Origin of the sequence: Roseomonas sp. OT10 (genome assembly GCF_020991085.1) — a bacterium.
Classification (GTDB): Bacteria; Pseudomonadota; Alphaproteobacteria; order Acetobacterales; family Acetobacteraceae; genus Roseomonas; species Roseomonas cutis.
Genome location: NZ_CP087719.1, coordinates 1,641,172 through 1,659,411, shown reverse-complemented (window position 1 = coordinate 1,659,411; position 18,240 = coordinate 1,641,172). Strand labels below are relative to the sequence as shown.

The following is an 18,240-nucleotide window of genomic DNA, read 5'->3' as shown; positions in this document are numbered from 1 at the left end:
CTCGGCGGGACCGTCCTCCACGCTTGCTGACGCCTTCTGAGTTCTTTCGGAGTCCCGTCTGTCCGCGTTCCGTCAGGGTTGAGCCTGGAAGCTGACACCCCCCGAAAGCACCAGACTCCCAGCGTGGACCGGGGCCCGCTTGTGGCCCCGGCAGGGGAAGGTCCGGGACGGGGATCGACGCACGGCGTCGATGCCGCAGGCCGGTGTCCCCTCCCGGTCCCACGCCCGAACACCACAGCACGACCGGTCAGGTCATCCTACCGTCCATATGAGACCGTTCAGTGGCCGCCCCGCGCTACCGGGCCGGACGGGCGCCCACCCACCCCGGCCACGCTCTGTGCCATGCCGCCCTCAGGACATCGCGGGCCGCCAGGATAGGGTCGCGCCCTACGCCAAACGCAAAACACCCCGCCCGACCTGCGTCGAGCGGGGTGTTGTGCCTCGGCAACCCCGTCCGGAGGTTACGCCGCGCGCGGCGAAGCGCCCCAGATCGGCAGGGCCGTGTTGACGTACCGGCCCAGGGCGCGGCGGTCGACCTTGTTGAACACCACGCCCAGCAGATGGGCATCGTTCACCAGGAAGCGGTTCAGCGCCTCGTTCAGCACGTCGGCCTCGCTCCGGCCCCACTCCGTCGTCAGCACGAAGCCGTCGACCAGCTCGTCCGCGGCGTGGGCATCCATGGCCACCGTCAGCGGCCGCAGGTCCACCACGATGCAGTCGAAGCGGTCCCGCAGCGAGAGCATCAGCTGCCGCACCTTTTCCGAGGCGAAGAGCGCGGCCGCGTGCGGCACGGGCCCCTGCGCCGCGGCAGGCAGGAAGTACAGGCCCGTCACCGGATCCTGCCACAGCGCGTCTTCCAGCGCGACCTCGCCGGCAAGGACCTGCAGGAAGCCCGGGGTGCGCTCCGCGCCCATGCCGTAGGTCAGGTCCATGTGGCGCATGTCCCAATCCAGCAGCAGGGTGGACTGCCCGGACTCGGCCAGCATCTGGGCCAGGTTCGCCGCCGTGGTGGTGGCGCCCTCGCCCGGCAGGGCGGAGACGCAGCCGATCACCTTCACGGCGCGGCCGCGCTGACGGAGCTGCAGGACCCGAACCAGCACGCTGCGCACCACCTCGGCGAAGGGCGACATCGGCGCGCTGACGGCGTAGCGCAGGATCGTGTTGTCGACCGGCAGGGCGCGGCCGCTGGCGACCGCGACGGTCGGCCGGGCCTCGCGGGCACGGTTGCCGGCGCGGCGGATCTCCCGCCGCGACAGGCTGCTGAGCGCGCCCAGGCAATCGGCGCCCGTCACCGCCCGAAGCTGCTCCGGCGTGCGGAGGCCGCGGTCCATCATCTCCCGGACGAAGGCCAGGAAGCCGCCCAGGCCCAGGCCGAGCACCAGGGCGCCCGCAAGGACCAGCACGGCCTTGGGCGAGCTCTTGCTGAGCGGCACCGTCGCCTCGCTCACCACCCGCGCGTCGGAGATCGGGTAGGACTGGTCCTGCATCGCCTGGGTGTAGCGCTGCAGGAAGTTCTCGTAGATCGAGCGGTAGGTATCGGCCGAGGACTGCAGCGAGCGCAGCAGGATGCGGTCCGTGTTCAGCCGGCCGGCCTGCTCGACCAGCTCGGCCATGCGGGCCTCCAGCGCCTTCTGGTTCGCCACCGCGACCTCCGCGTCGCTGCGGTAGGTCTGGGCGATCCGGCCCAGCTCGTCCTGGATGGCCCGGCGGATCTGGGCCATCTCGTTGCGCATGTTCACGGCGGCGGCGTGGCTGGCGCCGTAGCGCTGCGACCACTCCGCCTCGCGCCGCGACGCGTCCAGGTACTGCTGGCGCAGCCGGACGATGACCTGGTTCTGCAGCGTGTCCGCCACCGTCGCGTCCGGCACGGGCGTGCCGTTGCCCAGGATCGCCTCCACCCGGGCGAGGCGCGACTGGGTCTCCGCGGTGCGGCTGGCGGCGGCGATGATCTGCGTGTTCAGCTCGCCGATTTCACGCTCGTAGAGCAGGCCCTTGTCGGTATCGACGATGTTGTTCTCGGCCTTGTAGCGCTGCACCGCCTCGTCGGCGGTGATCGCCTGCTCGCGCAGGGAGCGCAGCCGCTCCTCGAGCCAGCCGCCGGCCTGGCGGGTGTTCGCGGCGATCGTGTCGAGCTGGCCGGAGATGTAGACATGTGCCGCGGCGTTCGCGAGCGTCGCCGCCAGCTCCGCATCGGGCGAGGTGACGCTGAGCTGGACGACGGAGGTCTGCCCGATCCGGCGGACCTTCATCATGCCCTGCATCTGGTCCGTGGCGCGCGTCAGCTGCTCGGCGGCCTCGTTGGCGCTGGGCGCGCTGTCGGCCTGGATGCCAAAGCCCCCGGCGACACGGGCGACGAGCGCCATCACCTGCTGCCTGGCCTGCCCCAGGATGCCCGGGCCGCGCATGAAGCGCGGGTCGTTCACCAGGTTCTGGGACTCGACGAGGGCGCGCGCCGTGCCGGCGGAGCGCATCACCTCGACCTGGCTCTCGACGTAGGTGTTGTCGTAGAGGCTGTCGACGACGAGCGGCTGCTGCCGGAAGGGGTGGGCGCGCCGGGTATCGATGGACAGGTCGACCGTCGCGGTGAACTGGGGCGTCGCCACCGCGAGGTAGGCGCCGGCCAGCGCCAGGAAGAGGGCCAGGACCGCCGCCATCCAGGGCCAGCGCCGGCGCGCGAAGCGCAGCACGGCCGGAAGCCATTGGAAGGCCGGCTCGGGCAAGGGTGCCACGAACTGGGTCTGATCGATCGGCTTGGCGATGTTCAGCATGGGTCCGATCCTGTCGTCAGCCGCATCGAGGCGCCGTTGCATGTAGCGGGATTATTTCCCGCATTTTGGACACAGGCCGCGCGGCCAGTTCACGCGGTCTTATCGTGTTCCAGGGCAGAATCAAAGTGATTTTGCAGTGCAGCATACACGGGCTGGTGATCGCCCGGTCAGGGGCTGGTGGCAACCTGTCGGTTCCGCCGCCGCATCAGGGAACGCAGGAAGCCCACGGCCCAGGCATGGTGCATCGTCATCGCCGCCGGCCCTGCCGCCAGGAGCCAGGCATCGCGCTCGCGCAGGGCGGAACGGGCCCCCCATCCCAGGCACAGCAGCGCATAGACCGCCGGCACCAGAAGGGTTGCGGGCACGACCGGCGCCGCAACCAAGGCGGCGGAATTTCCCAGAAGCGCCACAACCGGCGCCATCTGGCGGGGCTTCGGCTTCAGCCGGTGCTTGAGGATGGTCCGGGCCCGGCCGGCACCGTGCCGGCTGTATTGCCGCCCCAGGCTGACGAGGTCCCGGCGCGGGAAATAGGTCACCGCCGCTTCGGCGCACATCCAGACCTTGCCCCCCGCCGCCGTGGCGCGCTGGTCGAGCTCGGCATCCTCGTTATGGGTGAAGGTCTCGTCGTAGCCGCCGATGGACAGGAAGAACGCCCGGTCGAAGGCGGCATGGTGGCCGTGATCCACCCACCGCGATTGGCCGAGCCGCCGGTGCGCCGAGCCGCCATTGCCGAAGCGGCTGTTCTGGGCGGCGGCGATCGCCCGCTGCAAGCCGATTCGGCCTTCCGTGACCATGGGCACCACCACGGAGGTCGCACCGCGCTGGCTGCGCAGGGCGCCCACCACCTTCACCAGGAAGTCGGGCGGATAGACGGCGTGCGCGTCCGCCCGGACCAGGATGCCCGCTTCGGGCGTGGCCAGGCGGGCAGCGAGGTTGACGGCCGCCGACTGCAGGCGCCGCGGGTTGTCGAGCAGGCGCAGGCCGGGAAAGCCCGGCATCATGGCCTCCACCTTCTCCCGCGTGTCGTCGCGGCTGCCGCCATCCAGCACGAGCACCTCGAACCGCCCCTCCGGCCACTGGCCGCGCAGGGATTCGAGGCAGGGCTGGATGTAGTGGGACTCGTTCAGCACAGGGACGGCGACGGAGACGAAGGGGACCTCCCCCTCCGCGCTGGAGGCTTGAACGGCGGCGTCGGGCATGAGGCGGCTCCGCTGCGGCAGCCGCGGTCAGGGTCACGACAACCATCGCGGCGCGCTAGGGGGTATGCCGAGGCTACCGGGTCAGCGTCAAATGCGGTTACGGCGGCGCAGCAATGATCCGGCCCGGGGCATCCCGGCACCGATGCTCGGCAATGGGTTCAGCGCTTCAGATATAGGAATATATTCCGAAAACAATCGCGATCCACAGGATGGACGACAGGAGCAGCCCGACGAGGATGCCACGGAAGGGGACTGGCATCCGGGAGGAAGGCTGTCCCTCCTCGGTAAGGATCTGCCCCGCTCCTCTCGCCGGAAGGCCGAAGGTCACGCGCATCGGGTGCGGGTTCGCGGCTGCGCCATGGGCGGATGCATGCTGCGGGACCATGTCTAGCCTCCTACCCCTGCCGGGAGCCTTCAGCGGAACGGCTGGCTCCCTGGTTGCATTACGACAATTCCCTTAACGTAATGCTAGCATGAGGGTTCTCGCCAGACGTAACCCCTCCGGCGCTCAAAAGTATTTCATTTGTCAGAACGAGTCACGCGATACCGAGGCGGACAGCGCCTCGGCCAGCCTCGCGGCAGCCTCGGGGCCGTCCACATAGGCGGCTCGCGGCACCGCTGCCGCGGCCCGTCTTGCCTCGCCCCATTGCTCCGCCGTCATCCCGGCGAAGAGGTCGCGCAGCGCCTCGCCCAGCGGCTCCTCCAGCCGGATGCCGGCGCCGTGGCGCGCCAGCCAGCGCCCCGTCTCCACGTTCCGCATCGCCAGCGGCACCGCACCGTGCGCCCCGCCCTCATAGAGGCGGTTGGGCAGCAGCCAGTCGGAATTCGCCCCAGCCTCGTAGAAGTCGATCGCCCAGGTGAAATGCACCCCCGCATACATGCCGGCTAGGTCGCGCCGGCGGTCGTAGGGCCCGTCGAACCGCATCCCCGGGGCGGAGGCCAGCACCCCCTCCAGGTCGCCGAGCGCATCCAGGGCCGGGCGGCCCCGCAGGACCACCTCCACCTGCCCCGGCAGGGCCCGGGTCAACCCCGCCAGGAGCTCCAGGCTCCGTCGGCAGCGCAGCATGCCGAACCAGCCGATTCGCCAGGGCGGGCCGGCCACGGGTGGGGGCGGCGGCCCGGCCAGGACCTCGGGTGACAGCTCCTCCTCCAGCACGCGGTTCTCGACCAGCTCCGTCGGGGGCAGCCGGGGATAGGCGCGGGCGAAGTGGTTCTCGACGAAGGCCGGGGAGCTGACGAGCAGCAGGTCCGTCCGGCGCAGCAACGCCCCTTCCAGCGCGCGCAGGGCCCGCCCAGGCGGGCCCTGGGACAGCATCAGCCGATGGATATCCAGGCATTCGTAGACCAGCGACGCCGAGCGCGCCGCCACGGCGCGACCGCGCGCGCCCAGCGCCAGCATCTCGAGCTGCCGCGCCAGGATGATGTCGGCGCCGCGCACCGCCTCGACCCAGGCGCCGGGCCGTGCCGCCGCGCCCAGCACGCTGCCGATCCGCCGGACCAGCCGGGCGTTCTCGGTCCTTCCCATCGGCACGGCCGGAACCCCGGCCACCTCGGACGGCGGCGTTTCCGCGCGGTGGAATCCGGCCAGGGCCAGATCGAAGCCCGCGGACCGCAGCTGGCGTAGCCGCCGCTCCACCGCCGCGTCGCCGAGGTCATGCACGAGGTAGGCGACCCTCATCGCGACCGCTCCCCGCTTGCTCGCTGCCACCGCCGTTCCGCCGGCCGGCCCGCTGCCGCGCCGTCAAGAACCTCTTCATCAGTTCGTCGCATTATTTGTACGTCATCCCACGAAACGGAACACGGCTCATGCAGAACGTCACCCTCGGAGCACTCCCGGTCTCGTTGGCGCGCGGGTTGAAGGACGGCGTGGCCGCCTACGGGGCCTGGGGCGATCCGACCGCGGAACCGGTTGCCCCCATCGCCGCCGTACCGGGCCGCAGCTTGGCGCTGACCTCCCCGACCGCCAAGGGCCTGGGCGCGGCTGGCCAGGTGATCCAGGCGCCCACGGCCTGGGCCTGGCGCAACGTGGCGGTGCACAGCGAATCCGGCGCTCCGCTGACGGTGCGGGACGTGGTGCAGGTGGATCTGCTGGGCGGCGCCGGTGCCGACACCTTCACCGTCGAGGGCGCCAAGCGCGGCATCGTGCAGAGCGGCGCGGGCGACGACGTCATCACGGTCCGCGCCCTCTCCAATGCCGGCGGGGCGGGGAATGGCTTCGTGATCGATGCCGGCGCAGGCAACGACACCGTCTTCTTCGCCGGCACCCTGCGCTGGACCGAGGCCGCGATCAGCCTCGGCGCGGGCAACGACCGCCTCACCATCGGCGGTGCCCGCGCCGCCATGATCGACGCGGGGGCGGGCGACGACACCCTGTCCGTCGCGCTGGACGGCTTCTATGCCATCGAGGGCGGGGCGGGCACCGACACGCTGCAGCTCGCCTTCGTCCAGTCCGCTCTGACGCTCTCGCGCTCGGCGGAGGGCGTGGTGACGATCGAGATCGCCGGGCGGCGCGATATCGGCATCGCCATGACCGGGGTGGAGTACCTGCGCTTCGGCGACGGCACGCTGCGCAGCCTGGAGCAGCTCTTCCCCCCGGCGGTGAAGCCGGCGGAGCCCGTGCCGGCCGGGACCACCCTTCCCGGCGTCATCAACGCCGCCCCGCTGACCCTGCCCGCCTCGGCCGATCCCGGCACCCCCACGCTGGGCGTCAAGGCCGGCAAGTGGATCACGGACCAGGACCCGAGGGCGAACCTCGTGACCGGCACGGACGGGCACGACGTGCTGGCGCCGAAGGGGAACGACACGCTGGCCGGCGGCAAGGGCGACGACAACTACTATGCCGGGGACGGCTCGAAGGTGGTGGAGAAGCCCGGCGAGGGCATCGACACCATCACCTACTACGGCAGCGGCACCGCCCTGGCCGTGGACAATGTCGAGAACATCCAGCTGACCGGCGGCAACCGGCCGATCTACGGCGACCACCTGAAGCGGCTGGGCTCGATCGGCGGCACCTCGGCCCAGGGCAACGAGCTGGCGAACGTGCTGATCGGCAGCGAGGGGGACAACCGCCTCGACGGCATGGGCAACAACGACCTGCTGACCGGCGGCGCCGGCAGCGACACCTTCGTCTTCGGCAAGGGCTATGGCCATGACACGGTGACGGATTTCGCGCCGGGCGTGGACCGCATCCGGATCCTGGACGGCGCGCTGACATGGGAGGCACTGCGGCCGCTGCTGCGCGACACGGCCCAGGGCGCGCAGCTCTCCTTCGGGGACGACACGCTGACCCTCACCGGCCGCAAGGTGGCCGAGCTCGGCGCGCGGGACTTCGAGCTCAGCCTGGATGCCTCCAAGTACCGGCTCGTCTTCGGGGACGAGTTCGACACCTTCTCTCGCTTCGACGGCAAGCACGACGACGGCGGCACCTGGCGGACGCGGATGAACCCCGGCTCGGGCAACTACAACGCCTACAGCGACCTCCAGTACTACGTCGATCCCGGCACCTTCGGGGTCCAGCCCATCACCGTGGCGGACGGGGCGGTCAGCCTGCGGGCGGAATACCATCCGGAGCTGAAGTCCCAGATGGAGGGCCGGGAATACACCTCCGGGGTGCTGACCACCGCGGGCAGCTTCTCCCAGCAGTACGGGTATTTCGAGGCCCGCATCAAGATGAGCGCGGGGGACGGCCTCTTCCCCGCCTTCTGGCTGCTGCCCAGCGACAACACCTGGCCGCCCGAGATCGACGTGATGGAGCAGCTCGGACGCGCCCCGGGCGAGGTCTGGCAGATGGGCAACCAGGTCCATCTCGACACCACGGAGTGGCACACCTACGGCCTGGAATGGACGGCGGAGCGGCTGGCCTGGTTCGTCGACGGCAAGATGACCCATGTCGTCTACGACCATAACCAGCACACGCCGATGTACATGATCCTGAACGTGGCGATGGGCGGCAACTGGGCCGGCGGCGTCACCCAGGTGCCGGAGAAGTCGGGGGACCTGCTGGGCGACATGCAGGTGGACTATGTCCGCGCCTATCAGCTTGCCGACGTGGCCGCCGCGAGGGAGGCCACCGCGAAGGCCGCGCCGGACGTCACCTTCAGCATGGGCAAGCTGGCCGCCGATGGCAGCGCCGCCGCGGCCGACAGCTTCCACTACGTGGCGGAGGCCGGCGGGACGATGACCTTCAAGGGCAGCGACCTGGGCTTCGCCAGCCTCAAGAGCTTCGTCGAGCTGAAGGTCGTCAACGACCGCGCCGGGGACAGCTACTCGGCCGATGTCAGCAATGCCTGGACGGGCCTCAACATCCGCGTCCGGGATGCCGATGGCGGCCGCTACGACCTGATCGACCTGACCCAGGTGGACGTGGTGCTGGGCGGCTCCTCCGCCAGCCAGGTCGCCCTCACCCGCACCCAGGGCGGCACCGTCCAGACCGGCGGGGGCAACGACACCATCACCATCACCGATCCGAAGGTCTGGCGCGCCGGCGACACGACGGTCTTCACCCTCTCCACCGGGGCGGGCAACGACCGGATCGAAGGCGCCGCCACCGGGACCCAAAAGCTGCTGGTGGAGGCCGGATCGGGGGCGGACACCGTCATCGGCGGCGCCGGGGCGGACAGGCTGGCCGGCGGCGCGGGGAACGACGTGCTGACCGGCGGCGCAGGGTCGGACACCTTCGTCTTCCGCAGCGGCGAGGCGGGGCAGGACCACATCACCGATTTCGTGGCGGGGGTCGACCGGCTGCGCTTCGAGGGGATCACCAAGGCCGGGCTGCACATCAGCGACACCGCCACCGGCGCGCTGCTCTCCTGGTCCGGGGGGAGCGTGGTGCTGGACGGGGTCGCCGCCTCCGGCTCGGGCAAGTGGCTCATGGACTTCGCCTGACCGCCCGGCCGCGGGGCGCCCCCTCCGGGCGCCCCGATCCGGCCTGCGACGCCTTATGCTGCAAAGCACAATGAGGGTTGGCAGGGACCGGGCGGCTGGCTAGAAGAAGGGCGGCGCAGCACGACCTGGGCAGGCATCCGCACGGATGCCTCGTGCCAGCAAAATCAGACCCCGGGGAAGAGGCGTCCGTCCCTGCTGGGAGACCGGTTCCCGAATGCTGTTCGGCTCCTTCGAGTTCCTCCTGGCGTTCCTGCCGGTCTGCCTGCTCGTCTATCACACCTGCCGCGTGCGTGGCTGGCAGCTGCCGGCGAAGGTCTTCCTCGTCTGCGCCTCGCTGTTCTTCTACGGCTGGTGGGACTGGAAGTACGTCTTCCTCGTCCTCGGCTCGATCCTGGCCAACTACGCCATCGGCGCGTTCATGCACCGCCTGCCCGTTCCGCGGCGTGGACCGGTGCTGCTGGTCGGGCTGATCTTCAACCTGGGCCTGCTCGGCTACTACAAGTACGCCGGCTTCTTCCTGGGCAACCTCGAGGCGGTGTTCGGCTGGGAATTCGGCTTCCGCGCGGTGATCCTGCCGCTGGCCATCAGCTTCTTCACCTTCCAGCAGATCGCCTACATCGTGGAGATCCGGAAGGGCGACCACCCGGCCGGCACCCTGCTGGACTACATGCTCTTCATCCTGTTCTTCCCGCACCTGATCGCGGGCCCCATCACCCACCACAAGGAGATGCTGCCGCAGTTCGCCGCCGCCGGCCGCGGCCCGCTGCCGCATTCCTGGGTGCTGGCAGGGCTCGCGGTGCTGATCCTGGGGCTGACCAAGAAGGTGCTGGTGGCGGACACCCTGGCCACCTACGCCGACCCCGTCTTCACCGCGGCGCTGGCCGGCCATGCGCCCACCGTCGCCGATGCCTGGCTGGGCGCGCTGGCCTATACGTTCCAGCTCTATTTCGACTTCTCCGGCTACTCGGACATGGCCGTGGGGCTGGGCCTGCTCTTCGGCATCCGCTTCCCGGTGAACTTCTTCTCGCCCTACCGCTCCGGCAGCATCATCGAGTTCTGGCGGCGCTGGCACATCACCCTCTCCGCCTTCCTGCGCAACTACGTCTACGTTCCGCTGGGCGGCAACCGGAAGGGCAAGCACCGGCGCTACGTGAACCTGCTGGCGACCATGGCGATCGGCGGCCTCTGGCATGGCGCCGCCTGGACCTTCGTCATCTGGGGCGTGCTGCATGGGCTCTACCTGATCGTGAACCACCTCTGGCGCGCCACGGTCGGCGAGATCCGCTCCCCCGCCTTCGCCCTCTTCGCCTGGGCCCTCACCTTCCTCGCCGTCGTGGTCGGCTGGGTCTTCTTCCGCGCCCCCTCGGTCGGCTCGGCGCTCGGCATGCTGGCGGCCATGGTCGGGCTGGTCCCCGGGACGGCCGTGACCGGTATCCCCGGCCCCGCCTTCGGCTGGATCGTGGTGGCCGGCGCCGCCGCCATCGCCTTCCTGCTGCCGAACGTGCTGCAGATGGTCCGCTACCCCGAGGCCTTCGAGGGCGCGGCCGGCCCGTCCCATCCCGGCGAGGCCACGGACAGCCGCCCGGTCGGCCCGCACACCACGGCCCACCGGCCCGTCGAGGCGCGGCCGGTCTTCGCCCGCAACGCCGCCCTGGCCGCGGCCGCGCTGGGTGTGCTGGCCGGGATCTGCTTCGCCCGCCTGCCCGACCCGGGCATCTTCCTGTACTTCAACTTCTGAGCGGGGAAACGAGGCGATGCGATCCGCCCTGCGCCTGATCGGGATCGGCCTGGCCTGCGCCCTGGCCGTCCTGGTGGGAAGCCTGTTCCTGCCGCACGACCGCTACATCCGCTTCCAGGACGTCCGGGTGGAATCCTTCGCCCGGCTGGGCTGGCTCTACGAGCGGATCCACTTCGACGACACGCCGATCGACGTGGCCTTCGTGGGCACCTCGCGGACGCTGAACGGCATCGACCCGCAGGCGGTGGAGCGCAGCATCGCCGATGGCAGCGGGCGATGCCTGAACGTGACGAACCTCGCCATCCCGTCCTATGGCCGCAACCTGCACTGGCTCATCGTGCGGGAGCTGCTGGAGAACCGGCGGGTCGGCACGCTGGTGCTGGAGGTGTTCGAGAACGAGACCCGCCTGCCCCACCCCGCCTTCGCCTACATCGCAGAGGTGAGCGACGTGCTCGAGGCACCGATGCTCATCAACCTGAAGTACTTCTCCGACCTCTCGAAGCTGCCGCTGCGCCAGATCATGCTGGCCTGGAAGACGCTCTTCCCGGAGCAGTACGGATTGCGGCGCGAGTTCGATCCGAAGCACTACGACGGCCCCAACCCGGACAACACGCGCCAGGTCGCCGTCGGCGGCGTCGCCTTCACCCCCCTGCGCGACCGCATCGCCGACCGCGACGCGCTGGAGCGCGAGGCGGCCATCGTGCGCGCCAACAAGAACCTCTCGATGCTGGGCCCTGCGCTGCGCGACTTCGAGTTCGCGATGCCGCGACGCTACCTGACGGAGATCCTGACGCTGGCGAAGGAGAAGGGCGTGCCCGTGCGGCTGCTCTACCTGCCTTCCTACGGACAGAATGCCGAACCCTACGACATGAGCTGGTACCAGGGGCTCGGCCCGCTCATCAGCGCGCAGGACATCCTTGCCGATCCGCAGAATTGGAGCGACTTCCACCACATGAACATGATGGGTGCCGCGAAGATGTCCGAGCGTGTCGGCCACAGCCTCGGCGACGCGCGCGCGACGCCGGGCGCCATGGTGGCGCAGGGAAGCTGCCGCCCCCGCCTGGGATGACGCGCCCGGCATGGCAGGGGGCGTCGCGCCGGGGCAACGCGATCCTGGCTTCCGGCATGGCTGCCAACGGATGGGTCAGCGATATTTCCCTGTCCTTCGCCGGACGGATGCGGCAATCTTCGCGACAGGGTCAGGAATTCCCGGCAGAGCCGGTTCCCGTCTCCGGGACCGAGACAGGCCAGGGCAAGCCCGGCGCCACGGCGAACGGGACGACAGTCGATCCGGACGCAGCGACGTCCCCCCGGAGCCGATGCCGATGAGAGGCGCAAGCTTGCGGTCTTCCAGCGGAATGCCGCGTGCCGTGACGGAAGCGGCCGCGGCCCTCGCGGGATCGCAGAACCAAGGCAGGAGCCGATCATGACAAGCCTGCTGCGAAGCCTTGCTGCCATCCCGGCGCGGTTCGGCCGCCCGGTGGCCAGCACCCGCTACATCGCGCAGATCGACGGCCTCCGCTTCCTCGCCATCGCCTCCGTGCTGGTCTGGCACAGCACCCTGCGCGCCACGCGGTTCTCCGACGGCAGCACCGGCAGCCTGGGCGAAAGCATCCTCGGCTGGGTACCCCATGGCGAGGTCGGGGTCGCGCTGTTCTTCTTCATCAGCGGCTTCATCATCGCCCAGCCCTTCATCAAGGGCGCGCAGCGCGGCGCCTGGCCGTCCACCCCCGATTTCTACCAGCGCCGCCTGATCCGGATCGTGCCGCCCTACCTGATCGTCATGGCCGGTTGCTTCGTCCTGCTGTCCTCGGCCGGCCAGGTGCCCAACGCGCCCAGCTTCCAGGGGCAGGATGCGTCGCTGGGTCAGAGCTTCGCGGCCAGCGTGCTCTACATCCACGGGATCCTGTTCAACGCACCGCCGCGGCTCAACCCGCCGACCTGGTCGCTCGAGATCGAGATGCAGTTCTACCTGATCAGCCCGCTGCTGGTCTGGTTGTACCTGCGTATCCGGCAGCCGCGCGACCGGGCCATCCTCGGCGTCGCGGTCCTGATCCTGTCCATGCTGGCCGCGATCACCGCAGCGCATGTGTTCGGCGAATGGGGGCGCTACCGCTGGACCCTGCTGAAGTTCTTCCACCTGTTCTGGGCAGGCATCCTGGTGGCCGATGCCACCAGCCGGAACGATCCGCTGCAGGCGACGCCGGGCCTACGCTTCGACGCGCTCTTCGTCGCGGGGCTGGCCGGGCTTGCCTTCACCGGCGTGTTCGAGCGGCACGGCGCCACCACCCTGCCGGATGATCCGCTGCGCATCGTGGCCTCCATGCTCTGCGCCGTGGCCGTGTATTATGGCGGGATGCGCGGGCGCATCGCGCGGCGGCTGCTGGCGGTGCCGGCGATCGCCCTGATCGGGACGATGTGCTACTCGGTCTACCTCGTCCATGTGCCGGCGATGCACGTCACCGCCGTGGTGGTGTCCCGCATCGTGCCGTTGCCGGACAGCTGGGCCACGATGATCGGCCTGCCGGTGCTGCTGATCCTCGTCTCGCTGCTGCTCGGCTTCCTCTACTACGTCACCGTGGAGCGCCTGTTCATGCTGCTGGCGCGCGGCCGCCGGCCACCGGCCGCGGCGGCAGGTCCGGCCGGCGCACCGCAGGACGTGTCCCGGCCGGATGCCACGGAAGGGTTCCCCACGGGCCCGGGCGAGTCCGACAAGACGGCGCGCTGATCCCACCGGGCCGGCGTCCGGGGGTCGGTCCGGGGGCTGGCAACGGCCCGGCCCGGGCCCCTCGCCAGCCGGTCAGCGGCCGTGCCGGACGGCCCAGTCGACCAGGCTGCCTGCCGCCGATCCGTCTTGCAGGTCGAAGACCATACCGGCCCAGTCCGGCAACGCCGCGCCGGGCAACCCGGCGCCACGCAGCACCGCCCACCCCTTCTCCGGACGGAGAGAGTACGGCAGCAACGCCGCCATCTCCTCCCCATCCGCCAGCACGATGGCGGCGCCATGGGCGTGCTGCGCGACGAAGAGCGCTGCCGCGTCATCCGCCGGCACGGCGTCCGTCGCCGCCCCGGCGTCCCGCATCCCGTTCCCACGCAGCAGCAGCCGGCGGACGCCCGGGGGCGGGGCCTGCGGCGTCGCCGGGGCGCCGGGGGCGGGGCAGAGCAGGTCCACCGCCAGGCCCGCCCCGGCCAGGGCGCTGACGAGACGCAGCAGCCGTCGGCCGGACTCCGTCTCCCAGCCCTCCAGCGGCTGGCGGGTGATCAGGGCCACCTGCCCCTCCCCCGTCGCGGCCTGGGGTCCGCCGCGCCGGCGGGACAGGCGACGCAGCCGGTCGCCCATTGCCCCGGCCAGGGGGCGTGCCGCGCCGGGCCGGTGCAGCAGCTGCCGCATCGCCTCCAGCGGCCGGCGCGCCTTCAGCGCGGCGACGAGGTGCTCGAAGGCCAGGGCATCGGACAGGCTCCCGGCGCGCCGGCGCAGGGCGGCCCGCACCACCTCGGGCGCCCCTTCCGCCAGCGGCACGTCATTCGCGGCGGCCATGGCCGAGAGGGTGCGAAGGGACAGGCGGTGGGAGATCGAGGCCGCATGCTTGCGATAGAAATAGGTCAGGTCCGGATGGACGCTGAACCGCGCCCCGGCGAGCAGCAGCTGCAGGATGAAGTCGTAATCCTCGGCGATGCGCAGGCGCTCGTCGTAGCGCACGCCATGGCGCTGCAGCGCCTCACGCCGGAAGATGGGCTTGAGGTAGCCCAGCATGGGCCCGCCGGCGAACAGCGTGTTCGCGCGAATCCAGCCTGCTGCATCCACGGTGAAGGTCTGGCGGCTGCCAGGCGGCAGCATGCGGGAGGGCGGGACGACTCCGCCATCGTCGAAGATCAGCAGGTCGTCGGCCGCGATGTCGGAGCCCGCCGCCTCCGCCGCCGCGACCAGGCGGCGGAGCCGCTCGGGATGCAGCAGGTCGTCGCTGTCCACCACGGCGGCCCAGCGCCCGCGCGCCGCGTCCAGCGCCCGGTTCCGCGCCGCCGCGGGGCCGCCATTGGCCGGGGCGCGCAACAGCCGCACGCGCGGATCGGTGGCGGCGATGGCTTCGACCAGGGCGCAGCTGCCATCGGTGGAGGCGTCGTCCGCGACGATGACCTCGATCGCCGTCACGCTCTGCGAGAGGATGGCGTGGAGCGTTCCGGCCAGGAACCGTTCGCCGTTCCAGTTGGCGACGATCACGCTGACCAGCGGCACCGGCAGGCGTTCCGTGTCGCCGGCGGACAGGAGGCCCGCCCCCGGGGCGGGAGCCCCGTTGTGCAGTGGGACATTCATGACGGTGAGGCGCCGCGCCCCTGGCGGGGACCGCGGCGCGGATCAGCCCGGGGCGGCTGGATCAATAGGCGCCGCGCCGGGCCAGGACGGCCGGGACGGTGCGCAGCAGGATGCGCAGGTCCTGGAGGATGGAGAACTCCTGGACGTAGCGCTGGTCCAACTCCACCCGCTCGACATAGGTGGTGTCGCTGCGGCCGCTGATCTGCCAGAGGCCCGTGATGCCCGGGCGGACGGCGATGTAGTGGGCCGTGGCGGCGCCGTAGTGGCGGCGCAACTCGTCCGTGACGACCGGCCGGGGACCGACGAAGCTCATCTCGCCGCGCAGCACGTTGATGATCTGCGGCAGCTCGTCGAGGCTCGTCGCCCGCAGGAAGCGGCCGATCCGGGTCACCCGGGGGTCGTGGCGCAGCTTGCGGTTCGTGGCCCAGTCCTTGGCGGCCACCGGGTCGCGCGCCAGCAGCTCCTGCAACACCTGGTCGGAGTTGATGACCATGCTGCGGAACTTGAGGCAGGGGAACTCGACGCCCCCCCGCCCGACCCGGCGGTGGCCGTAGAAGGCCGGTCCGCCATCCTTGCGGACGGCGAGGGCCAGGATCAGCATCAGGGGCGCCAGGATCACGAGCAGCACGATCGCCAGCGACACGTCGAAGCCGCGCTTCACGCCCTGCGTCCATTCGCTGTGCGCGGGGCTTGACGCAGCATCGAGAGCGACGGCTGGCAGGCCGTAGCCTGCCGACTGCTCCATGAGGGTCGGCGTGGAAGCACGCCGGCCAAGATCGTTCAGGGCGTCGAGCATAGGATTGCCTCCGCGAAGCGTCCCATTGGGATTCCCGGACAGTGGCCCTCCCCCTTCTTGGTCTGAGGTCTTAACGGTCTGGTAACTGCCGCACTGCACATTGTCCAGATGGAAATTTCGGTCAGTTCGCGTACCACGCGAGTTCGTCAGGTCCGGAACCCAGATTTTTGTCACAAAACCGCCTCATTTGGCACCCGACGTCCGAAAACGATGTCAGCACCATATCATTTTTTAAACTGCTATCGTTGATCTGATACAAGTCCCGCGTTTGGATACTGTTTTGATTCCGTTTCGTCTAACCGCCTTGAAGGGTGTCGGAGGACGTCACGGGCGGGCTGCGAGCCATGCCGTACGCCAGTATGTTGCAATGCAGCGCAAGCCTATTTCAAGGGCAGACCATCTGTATCGAAGCGCTCACGGTGGATTTACTCGCGCCGTAGTAGGCCTGCGACAGATTCTGCATCCTTGCGGGAGAATCGCCGTGGCCCGCCATCCTCTCCCGGTCGCAGGCAGGCCAATTGATCTTCCGGGCGGAACGTTCTGGTGGGCGCTGGCCTGGACCGTTCCCTCACCCCACGCGCCGATGAGGGTGCGAGGGGACGGCGCAGCGGGATATCCGCGACCGCTGACCGGCGGGCCTGCCTCGGCACTGGCAGCCATCCCGCCACCCCAGGCTCGCCCTGGCATCCGGGGCAGCGGCGCCCCTCCGCGCCGGGCCAGCCGTCGATCCCCGTTGGCCTCCTTGCCGCCGTGAGGCAGACATTCCTGATGCAGGCTGCCTCCGTCCTGGTCCAACCCCTACCCGTGCGTGGCCTGCGCCACGCCGCGATCGTCGAGATCCCCGGGACGGTGCTGGATGGTGCCGTCCGGACACGTCTGGCCGAGTTGCGCGACCGGCTGGCGCCCGGCGCCGACCCCGAGAGCCTGCGGCCGCGCTTCGGCCGCGGCGTGACGGATGCGGCGGTCCGCAGCCTGGCGCTGGAGGCCGCGCGCCAGTTGATCGGCGCCCGCCGCCTCCGGCCGGCCGAGTCGCCGAAGCTCAACCCCCTGCCCCCCGGCCCCGATGGGGGGCGCCGGATGCACATCGCCTTCGAGGCCCTGCCTGACATCGCCGTCCCCGACCCGTCCGGCTTGTGCCCACCGGACCTTCCCCCCATCAGCGTGGACGCCGTCCGGCTGGATGCGGAGCTGCGGCGTCTCGCGGGGCGGCATGGCCCCTGGCAGGTGGCCGCGCCTCCGGTGCCTGCCGCCGCCGGGGACCGCGTCGTGCTGTCCGTGGAGTCGGTGCGAGCCCTCGATTCCGCCAATCTCCTGGGGAATCCGGATGGCGTCGGCGCCGTCCCGGGCCTCAACCGCATGCCGCCGCGCTGGAGCCTGGTCTGGCAGAAGGAGCGGCTGGCCCGGGTGGAGGGGACCGGGGAGGAGGACGGCCTTCCCTGCCTGGACCTGCGCATCGAAGGCCGCGTCACCCCGAAGCAGACGCCGCAACTGGCGCTGGACCGGCCCGGGGCCGTCGCCGTGGTTCCCGGCGAGACCCTTCTTCTTGAGGGCGCCTGGCGCCTCCTGGCGGGCGAGATCCACCCCGGGACCTCCGCCAGCGCGCTTCTGGAAGAACAGGACGCGGCCGGGACCCTGGTGGAGCGGCACGACGCGCCCCTGCCTCTCCCTGGGCCGGGGCGGCTGGCGGCGCAACGATTCGCCGCCGAACTGGTCGTGCGGCACCCGGGCACGACGGGGGTCCGAGTCTTCCTGCGCCTGCGGCCGCCGGGGGAGGTCGACGCCGCCTATACGCTGCGGCTCGGGGGCATGCGGCTGTCGCGCGGTGCGCGAGAGGGCGACAGCCTGCCCTCCCCCTGGCCTGACGGGTTGCTGGTGCCGGTGGGACCCACGGCAGCGGCAGACATCCCGGCGGGCATCCCGGCGGGCCTGTCGGAGCGGCTGGTCGGGCGGCGTGCGGGCGAGCGCCTGACCCATGACCTGATCCTGCCATCCGGGGCCGGCGAGCCCGGCCGACGGGAGGCCCGGCTGACCCTGCAGCTGCGGCAGGTCCGCCAGCCCATGCCACCCGGGCCGGACCTCGCCCGGCTGCTGGGATGGCCGGACCTCGCCGCCCTGCGTGCGGAGGTCGCCCGGCGGCTGGTGGCGGAGGCGACCGCGGAGGCCCAGGCCATGCGGCGAACCGCATGGCTGGATGCCTTGCTCGCGGCAGCGCCTTTTCCGGTGCCCGAGGTGCTGGTGGACGCGGTCTTCGCCCGCTGGCGCGCGGCCCAGGCGGCCCGGCGCGCCGCCGGCGACCTGCGCCCGGAGGAGCGGCGCACCACGATCGAGGCGCTGGAGACCTCCCTGCGCCGGGAGGCCCGCCGCCGTGTCCGGGCCGACCTGCTGCTGGCGGCCATGCGCGGCCCGGGCGAGCCGAGGCCCACGGAGGCGCCCACGGAGGCGCCCACGGAGGCGGAGAATGGCCCCGCGGAGGAGCGCCATGCGGCGCAACTCGACCGCCTGCTCGCCGGGCTGCGGCAGCCTGCCACCGGGGAGGCCTGACG

Annotated in this window: 11 protein-coding genes; 5 read left to right on the top strand and 6 right to left on the bottom strand. The window is 71.0% G+C overall.

The window, feature by feature from the left end:
- Positions 1 to 461: 461 nt before the first annotated feature.
- From LPC08_RS07640 to LPC08_RS07625, 4 genes are all read right to left on the bottom strand, one after another.
- Complete coding sequence (locus LPC08_RS07640) at positions 462 to 2,768, bottom strand: GNVR domain-containing protein (protein ID WP_230452107.1); 2,307 nt, start codon at positions 2,766 to 2,768, stop codon at positions 462 to 464.
- Positions 2,769 to 2,935: 167 nt separating this feature from the next.
- The gene (locus LPC08_RS07635) at positions 2,936 to 3,967 is read right to left on the bottom strand and encodes a glycosyltransferase family 2 protein (protein ID WP_230452106.1); all 1,032 of its coding nucleotides are present in this window, start codon (positions 3,965 to 3,967) and stop codon (positions 2,936 to 2,938) included.
- A gap of 166 nt (positions 3,968 to 4,133) precedes the next feature.
- Positions 4,134 to 4,352, bottom strand: a complete 219-nt coding sequence (locus LPC08_RS07630) for a hypothetical protein (protein ID WP_230452105.1) — start codon at positions 4,350 to 4,352, stop codon at positions 4,134 to 4,136.
- 141 nt (positions 4,353 to 4,493) lie between these two features.
- Positions 4,494 to 5,645 carry a glycosyltransferase family protein gene (locus tag LPC08_RS07625; RefSeq protein WP_230452104.1) on the bottom strand — a complete coding sequence of 384 codons (1,152 nt, stop codon included), beginning with the start codon at positions 5,643 to 5,645 and terminating at the stop codon, positions 4,494 to 4,496.
- A 128-nt stretch (positions 5,646 to 5,773) separates the two neighbouring features.
- On the opposite strand from LPC08_RS07625, the gene LPC08_RS07620 reads away from it, so the two are divergent.
- The 4 genes from LPC08_RS07620 (at position 5,774) to LPC08_RS07605 (ending at position 13,317) form a co-directional block, all read left to right on the top strand.
- Positions 5,774 to 8,851, top strand: a complete 3,078-nt coding sequence (locus LPC08_RS07620; protein WP_230452103.1) for a family 16 glycosylhydrolase — start codon at positions 5,774 to 5,776, stop codon at positions 8,849 to 8,851.
- Positions 8,852 to 9,065: 214 nt separating this feature from the next.
- Complete coding sequence (locus tag LPC08_RS07615; protein WP_230452102.1) at positions 9,066 to 10,589, top strand: MBOAT family O-acyltransferase; 1,524 nt, start codon at positions 9,066 to 9,068, stop codon at positions 10,587 to 10,589.
- Positions 10,590 to 10,605: 16 nt separating this feature from the next.
- The gene (locus LPC08_RS07610; RefSeq protein WP_230452101.1) at positions 10,606 to 11,658 is read left to right on the top strand and encodes a hypothetical protein; all 1,053 of its coding nucleotides are present in this window, start codon (positions 10,606 to 10,608) and stop codon (positions 11,656 to 11,658) included.
- Positions 11,659 to 12,015: 357 nt separating this feature from the next.
- The gene (locus tag LPC08_RS07605; RefSeq protein ID WP_230452100.1) at positions 12,016 to 13,317 is read left to right on the top strand and encodes an acyltransferase family protein; all 1,302 of its coding nucleotides are present in this window, start codon (positions 12,016 to 12,018) and stop codon (positions 13,315 to 13,317) included.
- A gap of 72 nt (positions 13,318 to 13,389) precedes the next feature.
- Here the strand turns inward: LPC08_RS07605 and LPC08_RS07600 are convergent, their stop codons facing one another.
- Positions 13,390 to 14,901, bottom strand: a complete 1,512-nt coding sequence (locus tag LPC08_RS07600; RefSeq protein WP_230452099.1) for a glycosyltransferase family 2 protein — start codon at positions 14,899 to 14,901, stop codon at positions 13,390 to 13,392.
- 61 nt (positions 14,902 to 14,962) lie between these two features.
- Positions 14,963 to 15,697 (bottom strand): sugar transferase, encoded by a 735-nt coding sequence (locus LPC08_RS07595; protein WP_230452098.1) that lies wholly within the window; start codon positions 15,695 to 15,697, stop codon positions 14,963 to 14,965.
- A gap of 768 nt (positions 15,698 to 16,465) precedes the next feature.
- On the opposite strand from LPC08_RS07595, the gene LPC08_RS07590 reads away from it, so the two are divergent.
- Positions 16,466 to 18,238, top strand: a complete 1,773-nt coding sequence (locus tag LPC08_RS07590; RefSeq protein ID WP_230452097.1) for a hypothetical protein — start codon at positions 16,466 to 16,468, stop codon at positions 18,236 to 18,238.
- The last annotated feature ends 2 nt before the right edge of the window (positions 18,239 to 18,240 follow it).